Genomic DNA, 18,467 nt, shown 5'->3' on the forward strand with positions numbered 1-18,467 from the left:
ACATTGACTATGCCTTTAAGAGTTCAGTTTTGGACGGCTTAAGAATCCCCGCGTCTTTAGACCGGGGAGAAGTCAATATTGCACGATTTTAGCTGTGTTTGTCCACTACTTGCTATTGAAATCGACTCTCAGGGGATAGTCTTCAGCCGGGGAGGCAGACCATTCCCACAGGGAGCCGGGGTAGTTTTTGGCCTCGAAGCCGAGGTCGGTGAGGACGGCGGCGAGCCATGCGGAGCGGACGCCGCCGGTGCAGTAGGTGGCAATGGGGAGGGCGGGGGTGATGCCGCGTTCGGCGAGTTGGGCGAGGATGCGATCGCGGGGGAGGAGCATTCCGGAGGGAGCGAGGAATTCGCGATAGTACAGGGAGACGGCGCCGGGGATGTGGCCGCCCCGGGATTCGCCGTAGGGGGTTTGACCCCGGTATTCGCGGGGTTCCCGGCTATCGATAATGACTATATGATTTTGATGGATTTGTTGTTTGAGTTCGTCCCGGGTGACGGTCCAATCGGGACGGCGGCGCACTTCAAAATCGCCGTTTTGGGGCTGTGTTGGGGATAGGGAAAGGGTTTCGGGGATGCCTGCGGCTTTCAGGGCGACGTGGCCGCCATCGACCCAAACGGCGCGATCGTGTCCGAGGGTTCGCAGCATCCAGACGATACGGCCTTCTTCTCCCCAGCCGTTGACGGGATCGCCGACGACGACGACGGGGCGATCGCGAAACACTCCAATTGGTCTCAAGAGCCCTTCTAACTGGCGGTCGTCTTCCAAGAGTTGGCCCCGGTGGGGTTTTTGGGATTGGGAAAAGTCCTGCCAACTAACGGCGATCGCACCCCGGAGGCGTTTGGGTCGCAAGGCTTTCAGGGGGCGGGCATCCAGCAGCGTGGCGCCATGTTCCACCAACATTTTGGCCTGTTGTGGGCTGACGATCCAGTGGTGGCGGAGAAATTGGGAATCGGGGGATTGGATAGCCGGATCGGGCGGGGGGAGGGCGATCGGGGGTTTCCAAATCGCGATCACCCAGATGGCGAGGGCGATCGCGATCAACCCCAGTCCAGCGATGGGGGGGGACATCCATTTGAATCCATGCATGGCGATCGGATTAATATCGTTCAATTGGCGGAGTTTGTGAAGAAAAAACAAAGACAGCAAATCATGAGATTTGAATCAGTTGTCGGAAATTCCGTCGAAACGAAATAGCGGGCCGGGGGTACCCCGTACCGGCAACTCTCCCCCCAAGGCCGAACTCTCGCCCGTTTTGGGGGGTTTTGCATCTACGATTTAGGATAGCCCGATCGGCGATCGGGGGCGACGTCCCGAGACAGATCGCCGGCGGACGGGAAACGGACAATGTAAAATAGTGCCCAATTGAGCCATGCTTGTCAGGAGCGGACTTCGGGGTGCCCCGGTGAGTACCGGAATACATTTGGAGCTTTTCAGTTATGATACCGTTGCGACTGTCGGGCCCGGTCGATTTTCGCCCCGCGACCGTCAGTTAGCGATCGGTCGGAGGGGCACAGGGATCGGGTCTGGAGAGCAATGGTTCCGACGGTTCGCTTCTGCCACCGAGATCGTCATCGAGACGCAGCGCATACGAGGATAAAGGAGTATTTATGACGCAATCCCTCATCCCCATCGATCAATGTCCGATTCAGATTGAAGACGATCGCACGGGTACCAATATCGAAACCCTGAAACGGGCTTTTGCGGACAACCTGTTTTACCTGCAGGGGAAATATGAATCCCTGGCGACCCAGGATGATTTTTACATGGCCCTGGCTTATACCCTCCGCGATCGCCTCCTGAGTCGGTGGTTGAAAACCCTGAAAACCTATCTGGAGAACGACGTCAAAGTCGTTTACTACCTGTCGGCGGAATTTCTCATGGGCCGCCACATGGGCAACAGCCTGATCAATATGCACCTGTACGACCGCGTGCGTCAGGCGGTAGAAGAGTCCGGGTTGAACCTGGACGAAATTCTGGAACACGAACCGGACCCCGGCTTGGGGAACGGCGGTCTGGGCCGTCTGGCGGCCTGTTTCCTGGACTCCCTGGCTACCCTGGAAATTCCCGCCGTCGGCTGCGGCATCCGCTACGAATTCGGGATCTTCACCCAGGCGATCCGGGACGGGTGGCAGGCGGAAGTCCCAGACAAGTGGCTGCGGTTCGGCAACCCCTGGGAGATCGCCCGTCCGGACCAAGCCGTCGAGGTGAAATTCGGCGGCCACACGGAAATGTACCACAACGAAAAGGGCCAGTTCAAAGTCCGCTGGATTCCTGCAACGCGGGTGATCGGCATCCCCTACGATACCCCGGTTCCGGGTTACGATACTAACACCGTCAACCCCCTGCGACTGTGGCGGGCTGAGGCCAGCGACGACTTCAATTTCGACGCTTTCAACGCCGGGAACTATGACGGGGCGGTGGCTGAGAAGATGCGATCGGAAACCATCTCCAAAGTGTTGTATCCCAACGACAACACCCCCCAAGGGAAGCAATTGCGGTTGGAACAACAGTTTTTCTTCGTCTCCTGTTCCCTGCAGGACATCATCCGCATCCACCTGATGCGGCACCCGGACCTGCACAATTTGAACGATACCGCCGCCATCCAACTTAACGATACTCATCCGGCCGTTGCGATCGCCGAACTGATGCGGCTGTTGATGGACGAGCACCAAATGGACTGGAACACGGCTTGGCGGGTGACGCAAAAGACGTTCTCCTACACCAACCACACCCTGATGCCGGAAGCCCTGGAGAAGTGGCCCGTCAGTCTGTTCGGCTACCTCCTCCCCCGCCACCTGGAGATCATCTACGAAATCAACCACCGCTTCCTGGAAGACGTGGCCCGCTGGTATCCCGGCGACGAAGAACTTCTCGGGCGCCTGTCCCTAATCGACGAGTCCGGCGAAAAATACGTCCGCATGGCGAATTTAGCCTGCGTCGGGTCCCACGCCATCAACGGGGTGGCAGCCCTGCACACGGAACTCCTGAAACAGGACACCCTGCAGGACTTCTACAAGCTCTGGCCCGAGAAGTTCATCAACAAAACCAACGGCGTCACCCCCCGACGCTGGATTCTGCTGTGTAATCCCAAATTGGCGGATCTTTACAGTTCCAAAATCGGCGACGGGTGGCTGAAGAATTTGGACGAACTGCGGCAGTTGGAGAAGTACGTTGATGACCCGGAATTCTGCGAACAGTGGCGGGAGATCAAACTCAACAACAAGCGCCAGTTGGCGGAGTACATCTGGGAACACAACGGCATCGAAGTCGATCCCAACTCGATGTTCGACATCCAGGTTAAGCGGATTCACGAGTACAAGCGCCAGCTTTTGGACGTGCTGCACATCATCACGCTCTACAACCGCATCAAGCAGAATCCCCACATCGATATCGTCCCCCGGACGTTCATCTTCGGTGGCAAGGCGGCGCCGGGTTATTTCATGGCGAAGCTGATCATCAAGCTGACGAACGCGGTGGGGGATATGGTCAACAACGATCCGGATGTCCGGGGTCGCCTAAAAGTCGTATTTTTGGCGAACTTCAACGTTTCGTTAGGCCAGCGAATTTATCCCGCCGCCGACCTGTCGGAGCAAATTTCCACCGCCGGGAAGGAGGCATCCGGAACCGGAAACATGAAATTTGCCATGAACGGGGCACTGACGATCGGAACCCTGGACGGCGCGAATATCGAGATCCGCGAAGAGGCCGGACCCGAGAATTTCTTCCTGTTCGGATTGACCGCCCAGGAGGTGGCAAATCTGAAGGCGAAGGGGTACAATCCTTGGGATTATTACAGCAAAAATGGCGAACTGAAGGCGGTCATAGATCGGATCGCGTCCGGGTATTTCTCCCACGGCGATAAGGAACTGTTCAAGCCGCTGGTGGATTCCCTGATGCACCACGATCAATATATGCTGTTCGCGGATTATCAGGCCTACATCGACTCTCAGAAAGAGGTAGCAAAAGCCTACCGCGATCGCGACAAGTGGACGCGGATGTCAATCCTGAACGCCCTCCGCATGGCGAAATTTTCCAGCGATCGCACCATCAAGGAGTATTGCGATCAGATCTGGAACGTGCAGCCGGTGTCCATCGAAATGGAGGAATACAGCCAAGAAAATGCGGCGCTAAAGATCGGCCAGTAGATCAGTTGAGAAAGTGGGCAACCGGGTACAACCGGAGGCAACCGGAGACGGTTGCCCCTACTCATAAGGGATCGTACAGGAGGCAACCGGGGACGGTTGCCCCCACCGATCAAGAAAAGTCGGTTATTTTCAGTTCGCCATCGCGACAAATTTTTCTCCCTTAAAATCATCCGAAGATGATGAATAAAACCGATCAAAAATCTGTGTAATCTGCGTAATCTGCGGAAAAAAATAAAATTCAATTATCAATTAATCCCAACTCCCCCTTCATGAATGATGATAATTTAAGTCAAAGCATCACCGAACAATCCTTCGCCATCATCGATCGCGAAATGGGCAGCAACCACCCTTTCAATCCAGCGGAATACGCGATCGCGCGGCGGGTGATTCACAGCACAGCAGATTTCGAGTTTGTGCAGGCATTGCGGTTCAGTCCCGGCGCCATCGAGGGTGCGATCGCGGCATTAAAAAATCGGGTTCCCATCATCACCGATGTCCGCATGGTGAAACAGGGCATCGCCTCCCAGGTAGCGCGGACTTTCAACAATCCCCTCGTCTGCGCCTTGGAGTGGGCGTCCGTCGCCTTACCGGGCAAAACCCGCACGGAAACGGGGATGTTGGCGGTGGCGCGGGAATATCCAAACGGCATTTTTGCGATCGGCAATGCCCCCACAGCCCTCCTCGCCCTCTGTTCGCTAATCCGAGAAAAGGCGATTTCTCCGAGTTTAGCGATCGGGGTTCCCGTCGGGTTCGTTTCAGTAGTAGAATCGAAAGCAGTTTTAGCTGAAACAGCGGTGCCCCAAATCCGCGTCGAAGGGCGCAAAGGCGGTTCCCCAGTGGCGGCGGCGATCGTCAATGCGCTGTTGATTTTAGCCGAAGAAGCCGGGTAAAGTCTGGCCCTTGAAAAGGACTCGCCCCCAAACCTCCAATTCTGGGGGCTTTGAGTGGAGCGAATTGGGACGAATTTACATTGCTATCGCTTATTTTTTTGGATACTGAGAATTGACGATACACGTTGTTGGGATTGGATTAGATGGGGCGGCGGGACTGCGGGAGTCGGCGCGTCAAATTATTGATCGCGCCGAATTGTTAGTGGGAAGCGATCGCCATTTGAGTTATTTCGGCGATCGCGCGATTCCCCAATTGATCTTGAATAATCTGACTGAAGGGTTATCAGAATTACGCCAATGGCTGACTCGTCGCGAACGGGAAATGCCCACCGATCCGAATGTGGTGGTTTTGGTGTCGGGCGACCCGCTTTTTTTCGGGTTGGGGCGGCTGCTGCTGGCGGAATTTCCACCGGAAAATTTGGTGTTTCACCCCCATTTAAGTTCGATTCAATTGGCGTTTAATCGCATTAAAGTTCCCTGGCAAGATGCGAGAATTATCAGCGCCCACGGGCGATCGCTCGACCACTTAATCCAAGCTTTACAGCAGGGGGAAGATAAAATTGCGGTGCTGACGGACAACCTCAACACTCCACCGGTGATCGGGAATTTAATCTCTTCTTTGGATCTGCCCAGTTCCTATCAATTTTGGGTGTGCGAACGGTTGAATGGGGAAGGCGAACGGGTACAAAAATGGGCTTTAGAAGACCTCGATTCCCATTCATTTTCCCTCTTGAGTGTGGTGGTGCTGCTGCGGGAATTGCCAGACCGGGCGCAGCCTTTGAATTTGTCCGATCTCCCCCTATTTGGAATTCCCGATCGCCTGTTTCTCAGTTATAGCGATCGGCCCGGACTGATGACCAAACGGGAGGTGAGAATGTTGGTGTTGGGGGAGTTGGGATTGCAGGGCGATCGGGTGATTTGGGATATCGGGGCGGGCACGGGTTCGGTGTCGGTGGAAATCGCCAGGATGGGCCCCACTTCGACGGTTTACGCGATCGAAAAAACGGCGGCAGGAACGTCTCTGATCGAGCAGAATTGCCGCCGCTTTCAGGTCAATAATGTTATCTCCATCCACGGGGAAGCCCCGGCGATTCTCAACCATTTGCGATCGCCCGACCGCATCTTTATCGGCGGCAGCGGTGGCAATCTGGCGGAGATTTTGGGAACTTGCAGCATCCGTCTCGCCCCCGGCGGCACGATGGTTTTAGCCCTGGCGACGTTGGAACATCTGAATGTGGCGTTGGAGTGGGTCAAGGAGCGTGTTAAATTGGAGAAAAGTTGGAGTTATCGGCTGTTGCAGGTGCAGTTGTCTCGGTCTACTGCGATCGCCGACCTGACCCGTTTTTCCCCCCTCAATCCGGTGACAATTTTGACCATCCATCACCACAGTTTGTTTGCTTAATATTAAGATAAAAAATTGCCCCAAAAAGGGTTGACGGGGTGCGGCAACTTCTGATAAGATATTGACATCATCCTCCATAATGGGAGTGGTTGCGCCGATAAAATTTTTACACAGATTCCCATTATGTACGAAGTATATCATAAAAAAAAGAAAATAGCTAGAGTTTCCGAGAAAATTGGAAAATTTTTTTCGACATATTTTTCTTCCGCAGATGACGCAGATTACACAGATTTTTGATTTTCGGCCAGCGGTGCTGTAAATTTGTTATCCTGAATGTTGATTGTTGGAAATCTTTAGTTATGGTATTGATACGGCAATGATGATGTTACCCGCTGACCAAATTTTTAAGATCGCCAATTTGTTTGTCCTCCCCTTTTGGGGGTTGATGATTCTCCTGCCGAATTGGGGAGTCACCCGCAAGGTGATGGAATCTTACATTCCGTTTGTGTTGTTGGCGTTGACGTATCTGTACTTATTTATCAGCAGCGTCACCCCCGAAAATGCCGCCGCCCTTTCTAATCCCCAATTGGCGGATATCGCCCGCTTTTTCGGCGACGAAACCGCCGCCGCGACGGGGTGGGTTCACTTTTTGGTGCTTGATCTATTTGTGGGGCGTTGGGTATACTGGGAAGGACAAAAAACCGGAGTTTGGACGATTCATTCCCTGTGTCTGTGTCTGTTCGCCGGTCCCCTGGGCTTGCTGTCCCACGTCATCACCGCCGCAGTGAGTCGGAAATTCTTCTCGGGTAGCGGGGAAGAAACCGCCGCCGTCAGCCAATCCTAGATATTGCCAAAATTTTCAGTCCCCACCCAGTCAATTCTCAGGCGGGTTTCAGTTTGATTGGATGAAATAATGACAGTCGTTCGTTGTTGGGCTTTAGCGCCATTCTGAGGTAGCCCAAGCCCAACAACGGAATGGTTTTTTGTTGCGCTTGGGCGCATTATTTAACGAGGAAGAATTATGGCTGTTGACTATGATATCGTGGTAATCGGAGGGGGATCGGGGGGCTTGGTTGTCGCCGCCGCAGCCGCCCTGTTGAAAGCCAAAGTTGCCTTGATAGAACGCGATCGCCTGGGGGGGGACTGTCTGTGGTTCGGCTGCGTCCCCAGCAAGTCTTTTATCCACGCTTCCCGCGTCGCTTATCAAGTTAAAAATGCCTCCCGATTCGGGATTTATACGACTCCCCCAAATATCAAATTTTCGGAGGCGATGGGACACGTCAAACAGGTGATTAAAAATATCGAACCTAACGACTCGCCGGAACGATTTGAAGGGTATGGAGTCGAGGTTATTTTTGGAGACGGTCAATTTCTCGACCCCAGAACCTTTGAAGTGAACGATCGCAAATTGAAGGCGAGAACCTTCGCGATCGCCACTGGTTCTCGCCCGTCAATCCCCCCCATACCCGGATTAAAAGAAGCCGGTTTTCTCACCAACGAACAGGTCTTTTCCCTCGAAAACCGTCCCGAATCCCTGGCAATTATCGGGGCGGGGCCGATCGGCTGCGAGTTGGGACAAGCCTTTTCTCGCCTGGGTTCGGACGTGACCATTTTTTCGAGTCGCGACCAAATTTTACCTAAAGAAGATCCGGAGGCGGCGAAGGTCGTCCAAGACCAATTTGAAGCGGAAGGAATTCGCGTTTTGAATCAATCCCGCGCCGAAAGTGTGGAAGTCAAAGATGGCAAAAAAGTGATAAAATCTGGAAATCAGACCATCGCCGTCGATGAAATTTTGGTATCGTCCGGGCGATCGCCAAATGTAGAATCCCTCAATTTGGAAGCCGCAGAAGTGGCGGTGGGAAAAAAAGGAATTCAAGTGAACGAAAAACTGCAAACCACGAATCCGAGAATTTACGCCTGCGGTGATGTTATCGGCGGGTATCAGTTTACCCACGTCGCCAGTCACGAAGCGGTGACGGTGTTGACAAATGCGTTATTTTTCCCGGTGAGTAAGGCGAATTATCGAGTGATTCCGTGGGCGACATTTACCGACCCGGAATTGGCGCGGGTGGGACTGACAGAAAAGCAGGCCCGCGATCGCTTCGGGGATGATATCTACATCTTAAAACAAGAATTTGCCGATGTCGATCGCGCCCAGGCGGAGGCGGCGACGGCGGGATTTGGTAAAATTATCGTGCGCGGCAACGGAGAGATTCTCGGCGCCCACATCGTCGGCCCCTCGGCGGGGGAACTGATCCACGAAGTCGTTTTGGCGATGTCGAATAATTTGAAAGTTTCCGCCCTCACCGGAATCCACGTTTATCCAACGCTTTCCGAAGTTAATAGCAAGGCGGGTTTGTTGTTTAAAAAGCGAAAATTTGCGGAAAATAAATGGCAGCAAAATTTACTAAAGAAGTTTTTCAACTGGCGGCGATCGCTTTAGGAATTAACCCATCGTTTCACCCAATTTCAGAACGCTTTCATCGTGGGAATTTCGCCCTCGGTTCGCTGCTGCAAAAATCGGGGAATTTCAGTTACGGCGATCGCCCTCATCCTCTCCCGGCAAAAAATCATCATTTAAAATATCCGCGATCGCGTAAGGACACGCCGCCGGAAACACCTCCAACGGCAACCCCGTCTCATCCTTCGCCTGTCGCCTTGCCCGAGGATACGCCCACAAGTACGATCGCCATCTTCGCCGACCCCAAAACTATTCACTATTTTGCTCTCCCAATTTCTGTAAGAATGCTTGAACAGATAGAGTGAGCACGGGTGAATTTACAAAACCTTGGGTATCTCGGGTCACAATAGCGTCCAATTCTTGAACGGCAGCACAAGCTATCTGAATGGCATCTTCAAAATCAGCTACATCAGAATTAAATGCCGATTCCACAACCGCTCGGTTTACAGGGCAAAGTTCCATAGCTGTCAGGATTTCGGAAAGGGCTTGTCGTGCTTTCTCGATGCTGCCAGTATGTCTTCGAGCAATATAAAAAATATCGGTGAGGGTTGTCGCCGTAACATACCCGACGACCCGACCAGAATCAATCGATTGGAACAGCAATTCTGCATCTTCTAAAAATGGCGCTCGCTCCAACAAAAAATCCAGGACAATATTGGTATCAATTAAAACCTTCATTTCAGATATTTTGCGACCCGTCTATCTGTCAACATTTCGGCTACTTCTTCGTCGGTAGGTGCGGGTTGGTTGGTTTTGAGCAAGCCTCGCATCCGTCGAATTGCACCGGAGCGATCGGGTTGGGAAACTGACGAATTTTGTAAGGATTCAAGAATAGCACTCACCAACGCAAGTCGGTCACTCGGGGATAGTTTAAAAGCTTCTTCCTTCAGTTCCTGTAGCAACATAGACAACTCCCGCAATCAATGAATTGAATATTAATCATTATTATAGCAAGACAGAGGGTGCGATCGCTAATCTTTATCCCCCGTTCTCATCCTCTCCCGGCAGAAAATCATCATTCAAAATATCCGCGATCGCGTAGGGACACGCCGCCGGAAACACCTCCAATGGTAACTGAGTTTCCGCCCTCGCTTGTTTTCGCGCACTGGCATAACATTCGTCCGCGACACTGGCGAGATAATTCTGCCAACTCGGAGAGGATTTCAACGCCCGACGGATACGCCGACGGTTTTCGATAATACTCCCCTCCCAACTTCCGGTTCGCCATTTCGGTTGAAATTCCCACTTGAGTAAATGCAGCAATACCACCACCAAATTATTCTCAAGGCTGTGGCGTTCCCGCCGTCCCATGTCTTCGATTTCCTCGATTAAATTGTCCCAATCTACGTCATTATAGTGGCGCGATCGCAACTGGGCGATCGTCATTTCCAGCCATTTGAGATAGTCTTTATCGTAAAGCTGTTTGATATGGGATGGCGATGGTATCATAATTCGGGTGACTGAATCAAGTTTATTATTATCAACGAAAAGAGTAGACGATCGCAACGGGTTCATAGGGATTGTCATAGTGAATCACCTTCCCATGCAGGGGTTTATTTTGGGAGGAAGGCTGTCGCGATCGCATATCCTTTTTGACCGTTTTCAAAATGGCTTCAATAATCAGGATACGCTCTTCTATCGATGTGCCTTGTATTTTTTTCAGAATTTCTGATTCGATCATTGTTTTGATTATATAATGGTTGTTTTTGGTGCGATCGCTAATCTTTATCTCCCGTTCTCATTGATGTCAGAACCGCTCGTATCAACTCTTCTTCCGTACATTGGTACAAATCCCGCCACCGAAAAACCTGCCAAACCTCCAATTTCGGTGTCGTCCTTCCCTTTTCCCAGTTGCGGATAGATGATTCCGCACATCTGAGAATTTCTGCCACATCCTTGATCCTGAGTCCCGCTCGCTCTCTTAAAGCCTTCAAATGCATATCGGAGTAGACGCCCACGCTTGAGCGCTAAGTTTTGACGCTATTTTATGGCGCTAACACTTGACAACCAGGTGGGGTTTGCACTTTAATGGTTGCAAAAGGAACGCCAGTAGATCCCCGCCAAGAGACTGACTGGCGCCCTTTGTGTTGTACGCTTTGCAATTTAGATCATGCCACAAAACAGCGCAATCTCACAGCCTCCGGCGATCGCATACCGCGATCGTCTCAACTCCTGGGCGATCGCCCGTTTGCTTCCGAACCTGCAACGGACGGTTGTCGCCCGCTTTTACAGCCGTTCCGACACCGAGGGACACCTGCAATGCTTGAAACGCCTGATCCCCCAGGCTTCGTTCATCTTGGTGTTCGACTCCTCGCCTGAAGACAAGGTGTAGGAAAATCCGCGATCGCACTTCCGGACTGTTGGGTTTCGGGGGTGCGATCGCTTTCGGTTGATTGGGGAAAACTGCCCTACAATAATTCATATTGATATCAACCAATGTCATGCTTGAAATTGTACTGAACTGGAAGCCCCGACCGGAAACCCTGACGCGACTGATGCAGGTTTCCCTCGAACAGCACAAAACCTTGGAATCGTTACTCGAAGAAGCGATCGAACAATACTTGCAAACCCATCGTCCTCCCGTATCACAGACAGATGCCGATCCGCTGATTGGCTTGTACGAGGGTGCATCGGAAACGGGCGATCGTGCGGAGGAAATTTTGCAAGCGGAAGTAACCGAAAATTCGGGTTTGTCGTGGAAAGATTAGACGCGATCGCCGATACGGGGTTTGTCGTCGCGTTGCTCAACCGGGGCGATCGCAATCATGAAGCGGTAGTAGAGGTTTACCGACAAATGGCATCGATTGGGTTGCCTCAACCTGCTTTAACAGAGATAGCCTATCTGGTCGGACGTGATGGGGGAATCGGAACAGCGGTAAAATTTTTACGCTCGATTGAAACGAGTCGTTTTTGTCCGATCGCGATGACTTCGGGGGATTTCGATCGCGTGGCAGATATTTTAGAGATGTATCAAGACTCCCGAATCGATTTTGTGGATGCCTGTGTGATGGCGGTGGCAGAACGGTTTAATCGGGAGATAATTTTGACACTCGATCGGCGTGATTTTAGTTTGTTTCGTCCGAGGCCTTGTGCGGCATTTCGGTTATTGCCAGAAGATTAATTTTGGTTTCGGGGGTGCGATCGCATCTCAAATTAAACGGGTTGAAAAGTGGGTTTGAGTAAAGGCTTCCCTTCGGAACGACTCGACTCGATCAACATTTCCAGGACTTCCCGGGCGTTTTTGAGTGCATCTTCGTAGCTGTCGCCGTGGGTGACGGGTTGCATGACATCTTCAAAGTCGGGAAGGAAAACGACGAAACAGCCGTCCGCTTCTGACCATTGAAGTGCGATCGTGTATTTCATTTTTCTTATGGTCGTCAAACAATTAATCAGACAGATAAACCAAAATTTTCTTCCATTTGTTTCATATATGTGTTTAGCTTTCTCAACACATAATCGGCAATATTGCCAGGAGTATTGTTGTTTGAGTAACATAACTCCAAGCAAATAATTTTCTCGTTGGTGGAAATCAAAATATCCGGTCTGATATTTCCCAAATTCGGATGAATTGCTTCCGATTTAAAATCCAAACCCATTTCTTTTTGTTGTTTTGAGTATAAATCTTTTAGAGCTAGACAAACTGCCCGATTAAAATGTTGATCACTAATTCTTTTTTTAGAGATATCTTCATTGATTTTTTTAAATGCTGGAGTTGCATTTTTCAAACCAGCTAGTATAGATCCGCTTCTCCGTTTTCCTCCGGGTCCTTTGTTGCCAGACAACTGTAACCATAACGGTGTACTTGATAGTGCCGTTCGTGCAGCAGCCGGTTGACAATAGTGATTTTTAACTTTATATGAATTTAAAAATTCTTCCTTTGTGATGGGAACATTTGCTTTCTCAGCATAAGCAGCAATGCAGCTTATTAAAGCATTGGTCGGTAAATACATGATTTTAGTCGTCAACATTGGACTACTAAGTGCAAGAGTAAGACGCCCTGCTGGCCAATCTGCTTTTCTTTGATTATGATCAGAGATGTATGCATAAAGAGCTTTGTAGTCAGCATTCCACATTTCAGAAAGAGCATCTGAAGTATCTGAAATACGTCGTGCAAACTGTGCTACTACATCTTCAGCTTTAGGATAACAAAAAATAAACCATACTTCAGTTGGTTTGGGTATTTTTTCGTTGATTCGGGATATATGATTACTTCTTTCTTCCCATTTTCTCTTGACATCTTTTAGATAATCCCTGATTAAGTGTTTATTTTCCGCTTTTGATTGGTAACTTTTTTTTAATTCTTCTAAATCGTTGTCCGTTAATTGAAATTCATAGCAATTTTTTCCATTATTAAAAAACATTATTGTTTTTTTTGCGATCTGTGGATATTCCTCAAGTGCAGGACCCTTAAAATCAACAAATGGTATTCTGCCGTGAAACATTGTGCTTGAAAAGCTTTCGGCAGATTTTTGCATTTTTTCGAGATCCTTTTTAACCGTAATTGGCCATATGATCAGGATGCCATACTTACGGAGAAATCCATTTAAATCACGGAAAAATCCTGAAATATCATTTTCTTTTTCATCATCAAGATTTTCCAAATAGTCGATCACGATACATAATCTATCGCCATCTCTTTCATTTTCTAAAAAAAACTTTTCAGCTTCATTCCTGATGCATTTAATTAGTGAGTTTAGCTTGGATTGCTGGGTAAAGGTTAATTCAGATGCATCGATTTGTACTATCTGTTTGATTGGAATATGTTTAGACCACTCTAACGAACTAATAAAAGTTGATTTTCCCACTCCAGACAGTCCATACAAAAAAAGTAAATATCCGGCACTTCCTATGTCAGCAAGCACCTGAACAATCTCTTTTTCAAACTTGGGCAAAGGTAGAATTAGTTCCGACAGTCTGGCATTGTCTTTCCCGATCTTATTAATGATATCTTCATAGGTTTCTGGCAACCATAAATCCTGCTCTATTTGCTTTTTATTTGTTGTATAAATTTCGATAGATTCTGTCTCTAAATTGGCAATATCATCTTGGTCAATTCGTACTCTTTCTTGTTTTCCAGGTCTGTGTTGAGATTGATCGGAAGTAGTCTTCGATATTTCTGGCTTTTTGGAGTCCAGTGAATTGTCAGAAGATCCTGGAAGAACATCAAACAATGATAATTGAATCCAATCAGGATCTTGATTCTGCTTTTTTCGTGCCATATTAATGAGCCTTATCTAAACTAATTGCCTCAATTTAAAATTACCATTTCAAGCTACAGCAAACTCGGTCAACTTGCGAGTCTCCGGATCGTGAAATGCCAACACGATATCCTCCTTCGGCACACCCTCCCTCAATAACTCAGTCGCCATCCCCTCCTCCGTCCAATCCTCCTCAATATAAATTTTATCATTTTTGATCCGAATATATACAGAAGCCCCATTCACTCGCCGATTATTTTTCCAGCCCACACTAAACCAAAGATACTGACTTCGTTCATCGTCAAATATCAGGATTTCATCGATATCCGGATCGGGGATTTTGGATGATAGCTTATCATATTGAGTGAGAATATTTTTGACAATGTTTTGATAGCCAATCAATTTTTCCATTTTATCCTAAAAAATCTAATTTTGTCCGCCAATATATAGCAGTACGCATTTAGGTTGTGACCCATTTATTCTCTCTCTGTGTTCTCTGTGCCTCTGTGGTGAAAATTTCGGACATTGACGGGCGGGACAGGCTCGATCGCCCGCCCCGCCACTCTAAAACGTTAGTTGCTCAACGCATTCGCCGGAATCCCCAAAATCTCGTCGATCTTGGGCATCTGATCCAGCGGAATCACCCGACCTTCATCCTCGAAACCTTCGATCTGATCGAAGTTCAAATAGCGGTAAAGATCCGCCGCGAACGGGTCGAGTTTCTCGGTGATAATCGCCATGTATTCCTCCACCGAAGGAATGCGACCCAACAGCGCACAAACCGCCGCCAGTTCGGCCGAACCCAGGTACACCCGCGCACCCTTACCCATGCGGTTGTTGAAGTTGCGCGTCGAGGTCGAGAACACCGTGGCGTTGTCTTCCACCCGCGCCTGGTTGCCCATGCACAGGGAACATCCCGGCATCTCCGTCCGGGCGCCTGCCGCCGCAAACGTGCCGTAAACGCCCTCCTCCCGGAGTTGCTTTTCATCCATGCGGGTGGGGGGGCAAATCCACAGGCGCACTTTCACGGGACCCGCCCCTTCCAACACCTTGGCGGCGGCGCGGTAGTGGCCGATATTGGTCATGCAGGAACCGATGAACACCTCGTCGATTTTGTCCCCCTCACACTCGGACATCAACTTGACGTTATCCGGGTCGTTGGGCGCCGCGACGATGGGTTCTTTGATCGCGTCCAAATTCACTTCCAAAATGTCGGCGTATTCCGCATCTTTATCCGCCTCCATCAATTCCGGATTCGCCAACCACTGTTCCATCTTGGCGATGCGGCGGGCGAGGGTGCGGGCGTCCTGATATCCCCGGGCGATCATATTCCGCATCAGGGTGATATTCGATCGCAAATACTCCGCAACCGTCTCCGTCCCCAACTTGATCGTACATCCGGCACAGGAGCGCTCCGCCGTGGCGTCCGTCAACTCGAAGGCCTGTTCCACCTTCAAATCCGGCAGGCCTTCCATCTCCATCACCCGGCCGTTGAACAGGTTTTGTTTATTCTCCTTGCCGACGGTCAATTTCCCTTCCTGCATCGCCACCCAGGGAATCGCGTTGACGATATCCCGCAGGGTGACGCCGGGTTGCAATTTGCCCGTGAACCGCACCAAAACGGATTCCGGCATATCCAGCGGCATCACCCCCAGGGCGGCGGCGAAGGCCACCAACCCGGAACCGGCGGGGAAGGAAATCCCCAGGGGGAAGCGGGTGTGGGAGTCGCCCCCGGTGCCCACCGTGTCCGGCAGCAGCATCCGGTTCAGCCAGGAGTGGATGATGCCGTCTCCGGGACGCAACGCCACGCCGCCGCGGGTGGCGAAGAAGTCGGGGAGTTGCTTGTGGGTTTTGATGTCCACGGGTTTGGGATAGGCCGCCGTGTGGCAGAAACTCTGCATCGTCAGGTCGGCGGAGAAGCCCAGGCAGGCGAGTTCCTTCAGTTCGTCCTGGGTCATCGGCCCGGTGGTATCCTGAGATCCCACGGTGGTCATGATCGGTTCGCAGGACGTGCCCGGACGCACCCCCGGCAGTCCGCAGGCCTTTCCGACCATTTTCTGGGCCAGGGTGAAGCCCTTGCCGGTGTCCTCGGGCATGGAGGGGCGGGTGAACAGTTCGCTGGCTGCGAGTCCCATTTCTTCCCGGGTTTTGTCGGTGAGGCTGCGGCCGATGAGCAGGGGAATCCGGCCCCCGGCTCTTACCTCGTCCAAGATGGTTTCCGGCTTTAGGGTGAAGGTGGAAATCACTTCGCCCGCTTCGTTGGTGATTTCGCCCTTGTAGGGGTGGATGGTGATCACGTCCCCGGTTTCCATTTTGCTGACATCGCACTCGATGGGGAAGGCGCCGGAGTCTTCGGCGGTGTTGAAGAAGATGGGGGCAATTTTGCCGCCGAGGATGTAGCCGCCGCGCCGCTTGTTGGGGACGAAGGGGATGTCTTCGCCGATGTGCCAGAGGACGGAGTTGATGGCGGATTTCCGGGAAGAACCGGTGCCCACCACGTCCCCGACGTAGGCGACGGGGTGGCCCTTCTGTTTGAGTTGGGCGATGGTTTCGATGCCTTCGGGCATCCGGGACTCCAGCATGGCCAGGGCGTGGAGGGGGATGTCCGGGCGGGTGGTGGCGTGGGGGGCGGGGGAGAGGTCGTCGGTGTTGGTTTCGCCGGGGACTTTGAAGACGGTGACGGTGATGGCTTTGGGGACTTTGGGGTTGCGGATGAACCAGGCGGCGTTGGCCCAGGCATCCAGGATTTGTTTGGCGTAGGGGTTGACGTCGGAGAGGGCGAAGACGTCGTTGAAGGCGTCGAAGACCAGGGTGATTTTGCTCAGGGCCGTGGCCGCTTCGCTGGCGATGTTGGAGTCGGAGGACTTCAGGAAGCCGACCAGGGATTGGACGTTGTAGCCGCCGACCATCGTGCCCAGGAGGTCTACGGCGCCTTGGGGACAGATGAGGGGGCACTCGATTTCCCGTTTGGCGACGGCAGTTAGAAACCCGGCTTTGACGTAGGCGGCTTCATCGACACCGGGGGGGACGCGATCGCGCAATAAACCCAACAGGAACTCTTTTTCCCCTTCTGGGGGGCGTTTGAGCAGTTCGCACAGTTCCGAGGTCTGCTCGGCGGTCAGGGGCAGGGGGGGGATGCCCAATTTTGCTCGTTCGGCGGCGTGTTGACGGTAGGCTTCCAGCATAGTGTGACTCTCCTCATTGTTTCATTGTTTTATGCTACCGATTAATCTCCGCAACTGGGTATCGAGAATCACAGTCGATCGCCGGCTGAGGTGCTGTTCCTCGCCGAAACCCGAAAAAAGTGCGCCATTCGCGACGCACTCGGGGAAGGTTGACTCGGGCCGGAAGTTATACGAAACTAAAGCCGCTCTCCAAACTAAGAGAATCGCCGTCTTTGACCAGGCCAATTAATTCTTCTCCGCTTTCTCCCCGGTAGATCGCCGTACCGTCAATGAGTCCTACCGCAGCATTGGGAACCAGTTGATAGTCGCCGGGACTCCCGTGGAGTTGGATCGTATCTTGCGTTGGATCGAAGTTGAGGATCACCGCATAGTCACCGTTCCCGTTTTCGGCGTATAAGGACCCTTGGGCGGTTCCGAGTTCAAAAATATCCGCCTCGGGAGTGCCTGACATCACGTCGCGATCGCCGGTTAAAGGATCGTCGTTGTCGAGAATAATACCGGTGGCTTGGAGTTCCGCTTTGTCCCCCGCCAGAACGCCATTTTGGGGCCGGAAAAGTTGGAGTCCAAAGGTTTCGTCCGGCTCGATATTTTGATCGCCGCTAATGCGTATCCTGATGGGGGCAGTGGTCTCGCCTTTGGGAATCGTCAGAATATCGCTCTTGGGACTGTAGTCTGGCCGGGTTGCAGTCTCGTTTTCTGTGGAATACCGCACTTTAACGCTTCGGTTGGCGGGGCGATCAAGACTGACGTCGAATACGGCGATTTGGAGTCGGTTGTCCCCTTCAAGCACCACAGCATCGGCAATGTCAATGGTCGGCACGTCGTCGTTAATTATGGTTCCTTCACCCCGGCGATCGCGTGCGGTTCCCTTCAAATTGCCGTTGACGATGTTGCTTAAATCCACGAAAAACTGTTCGTCATTTTCGACCGCTTCATCTCCCAAAACCTCCACGGGAATCGTTTTTTCCGTTTCCCCGGGGGCAAAGGAAAGCTGACCGCTGGTGGCGGTGTAGTCGGTGTTGGCAGTGGCGGTGCCGCGATCGTCGATGGTGGCATAATCGACCGTTAAGGTTTTGAATCCGGGACGATTTAAAGTGACGGGGAAATTGAGAGTCCCGACACCGCTTTGCCCTTCTTCAATCTCCCCATCACCGATGGATAGCATAGGAAAATCGTTGTCAACGATAGTCCCCGTCGCTTCCGAGTTGGCTAGGGTGGCACCTTTGGCATTTTTTAGGTTCAC

At 51.6% G+C, this 18,467-nt stretch carries 19 protein-coding genes and 1 pseudogene; 8 read left to right on the forward strand and 12 right to left on the reverse strand.

The genetic code is table 11. The annotated features are described in order from the left end of the window. Positions 1 to 105: 105 nt before the first annotated feature. Positions 106 to 1,089 (reverse strand): rhodanese-like domain-containing protein, encoded by a 984-nt coding sequence (locus tag LKE08_RS10230; RefSeq protein WP_324704119.1) that lies wholly within the window; start codon positions 1,087 to 1,089, stop codon positions 106 to 108. Between the two features lie 521 nt (positions 1,090 to 1,610). Between LKE08_RS10230 and LKE08_RS10235 the strand changes: the two genes are divergently transcribed. The 5 genes from LKE08_RS10235 to LKE08_RS10255 all read left to right on the forward strand — a co-directional run bounded on the left by LKE08_RS10235 (position 1,611) and on the right by LKE08_RS10255 (position 8,823). Then, a complete protein-coding gene (locus LKE08_RS10235; RefSeq protein ID WP_324704120.1) occupies positions 1,611 to 4,148 on the forward strand; it encodes a glycogen/starch/alpha-glucan phosphorylase in 2,538 nt (845 codons plus the stop codon). A 269-nt stretch (positions 4,149 to 4,417) separates the two neighbouring features. Then, the gene (locus LKE08_RS10240; RefSeq protein ID WP_324704121.1) at positions 4,418 to 5,038 is read left to right on the forward strand and encodes a cobalt-precorrin-8X methylmutase; all 621 of its coding nucleotides are present in this window, start codon (positions 4,418 to 4,420) and stop codon (positions 5,036 to 5,038) included. Between the two features lie 112 nt (positions 5,039 to 5,150). Then, positions 5,151 to 6,440, forward strand: coding sequence for a precorrin-6y C5,15-methyltransferase (decarboxylating) subunit CbiE (cbiE, locus tag LKE08_RS10245; RefSeq protein ID WP_324704122.1), 1,290 nt, complete (start codon positions 5,151 to 5,153; stop codon positions 6,438 to 6,440). A gap of 316 nt (positions 6,441 to 6,756) precedes the next feature. Then, positions 6,757 to 7,224 (forward strand): ABA4-like family protein, encoded by a 468-nt coding sequence (locus LKE08_RS10250; RefSeq protein ID WP_324704123.1) that lies wholly within the window; start codon positions 6,757 to 6,759, stop codon positions 7,222 to 7,224. 177 nt (positions 7,225 to 7,401) lie between these two features. Beyond that, complete coding sequence (locus LKE08_RS10255) at positions 7,402 to 8,823, forward strand: FAD-dependent oxidoreductase (protein WP_324704124.1); 1,422 nt, start codon at positions 7,402 to 7,404, stop codon at positions 8,821 to 8,823. 87 nt (positions 8,824 to 8,910) lie between these two features. On the opposite strand, the pseudogene LKE08_RS10260 reads toward LKE08_RS10255, so the two are convergent. From LKE08_RS10260 to LKE08_RS10285, 6 genes and pseudogenes are all read right to left on the reverse strand, one after another. Next, positions 8,911 to 9,060, reverse strand: a pseudogene (locus LKE08_RS10260) (DUF29 family protein); the annotation flags it as partial. A 30-nt stretch (positions 9,061 to 9,090) separates the two neighbouring features. Further along, positions 9,091 to 9,519 (reverse strand): PIN domain-containing protein, encoded by a 429-nt coding sequence (locus LKE08_RS10265; protein WP_324704125.1) that lies wholly within the window; start codon positions 9,517 to 9,519, stop codon positions 9,091 to 9,093. Beyond that, on the reverse strand, positions 9,516 to 9,746 hold the full coding sequence (locus tag LKE08_RS10270) for a hypothetical protein (protein WP_324704126.1): 231 nt from the start codon (positions 9,744 to 9,746) through the stop codon (positions 9,516 to 9,518). The genes LKE08_RS10265 and LKE08_RS10270 overlap by 4 nt, the downstream gene beginning before the upstream one ends. Positions 9,747 to 9,819: 73 nt before the next feature. Continuing rightward, on the reverse strand, positions 9,820 to 10,290 hold the full coding sequence (locus LKE08_RS10275) for a DUF29 domain-containing protein (RefSeq protein WP_324704127.1): 471 nt from the start codon (positions 10,288 to 10,290) through the stop codon (positions 9,820 to 9,822). A 31-nt stretch (positions 10,291 to 10,321) separates the two neighbouring features. Continuing rightward, positions 10,322 to 10,522: a hypothetical protein gene (locus tag LKE08_RS10280; protein WP_324704128.1), complete on the reverse strand. Its 201-nt coding sequence runs from the start codon at positions 10,520 to 10,522 to the stop codon at positions 10,322 to 10,324. Between the two features lie 37 nt (positions 10,523 to 10,559). Continuing rightward, positions 10,560 to 10,781, reverse strand: coding sequence for a helix-turn-helix transcriptional regulator (locus tag LKE08_RS10285; RefSeq protein ID WP_324704136.1), 222 nt, complete (start codon positions 10,779 to 10,781; stop codon positions 10,560 to 10,562). 170 nt (positions 10,782 to 10,951) lie between these two features. On the opposite strand from LKE08_RS10285, the gene LKE08_RS10290 reads away from it, so the two are divergent. From LKE08_RS10290 to LKE08_RS10300, 3 genes are all read left to right on the forward strand, one after another. Further along, on the forward strand, positions 10,952 to 11,173 hold the full coding sequence (locus LKE08_RS10290; RefSeq protein WP_324704129.1) for a hypothetical protein: 222 nt from the start codon (positions 10,952 to 10,954) through the stop codon (positions 11,171 to 11,173). 109 nt (positions 11,174 to 11,282) lie between these two features. Then, a complete protein-coding gene (locus LKE08_RS10295; RefSeq protein ID WP_315664125.1) occupies positions 11,283 to 11,549 on the forward strand; it encodes a hypothetical protein in 267 nt (88 codons plus the stop codon). Beyond that, positions 11,537 to 11,962, forward strand: coding sequence for a PIN domain-containing protein (locus tag LKE08_RS10300; protein ID WP_324704130.1), 426 nt, complete (start codon positions 11,537 to 11,539; stop codon positions 11,960 to 11,962). The genes LKE08_RS10295 and LKE08_RS10300 overlap by 13 nt, the downstream gene beginning before the upstream one ends. 32 nt (positions 11,963 to 11,994) lie before the next feature. Here the strand turns inward: LKE08_RS10300 and LKE08_RS10305 are convergent, their stop codons facing one another. The 5 genes from LKE08_RS10305 to LKE08_RS10325 all read right to left on the reverse strand — a co-directional run. Further along, positions 11,995 to 12,204, reverse strand: a complete 210-nt coding sequence (locus LKE08_RS10305) for a type II toxin-antitoxin system HicB family antitoxin (protein WP_324704131.1) — start codon at positions 12,202 to 12,204, stop codon at positions 11,995 to 11,997. A gap of 26 nt (positions 12,205 to 12,230) precedes the next feature. Continuing rightward, positions 12,231 to 14,060 (reverse strand): hypothetical protein, encoded by a 1,830-nt coding sequence (locus LKE08_RS10310; protein ID WP_324704132.1) that lies wholly within the window; start codon positions 14,058 to 14,060, stop codon positions 12,231 to 12,233. Positions 14,061 to 14,108: 48 nt separating this feature from the next. After that, positions 14,109 to 14,450, reverse strand: a complete 342-nt coding sequence (locus LKE08_RS10315) for a XisI protein (protein WP_324704133.1) — start codon at positions 14,448 to 14,450, stop codon at positions 14,109 to 14,111. A gap of 161 nt (positions 14,451 to 14,611) precedes the next feature. After that, positions 14,612 to 17,224: a bifunctional aconitate hydratase 2/2-methylisocitrate dehydratase gene (acnB, locus tag LKE08_RS10320; RefSeq protein WP_324704134.1), complete on the reverse strand. Its 2,613-nt coding sequence runs from the start codon at positions 17,222 to 17,224 to the stop codon at positions 14,612 to 14,614. Positions 17,225 to 17,390: 166 nt separating this feature from the next. Continuing rightward, positions 17,391 to 18,467 (reverse strand): Calx-beta domain-containing protein (locus LKE08_RS10325; RefSeq protein ID WP_324704135.1); only part of this gene is annotated, 1,077 nt, incomplete at its 5' end.

The organism is Lyngbya sp. CCY1209 (genome assembly GCF_035615495.1).
Classification (GTDB): Bacteria; Cyanobacteriota; Cyanobacteriia; order Cyanobacteriales; family Microcoleaceae; genus Limnospira.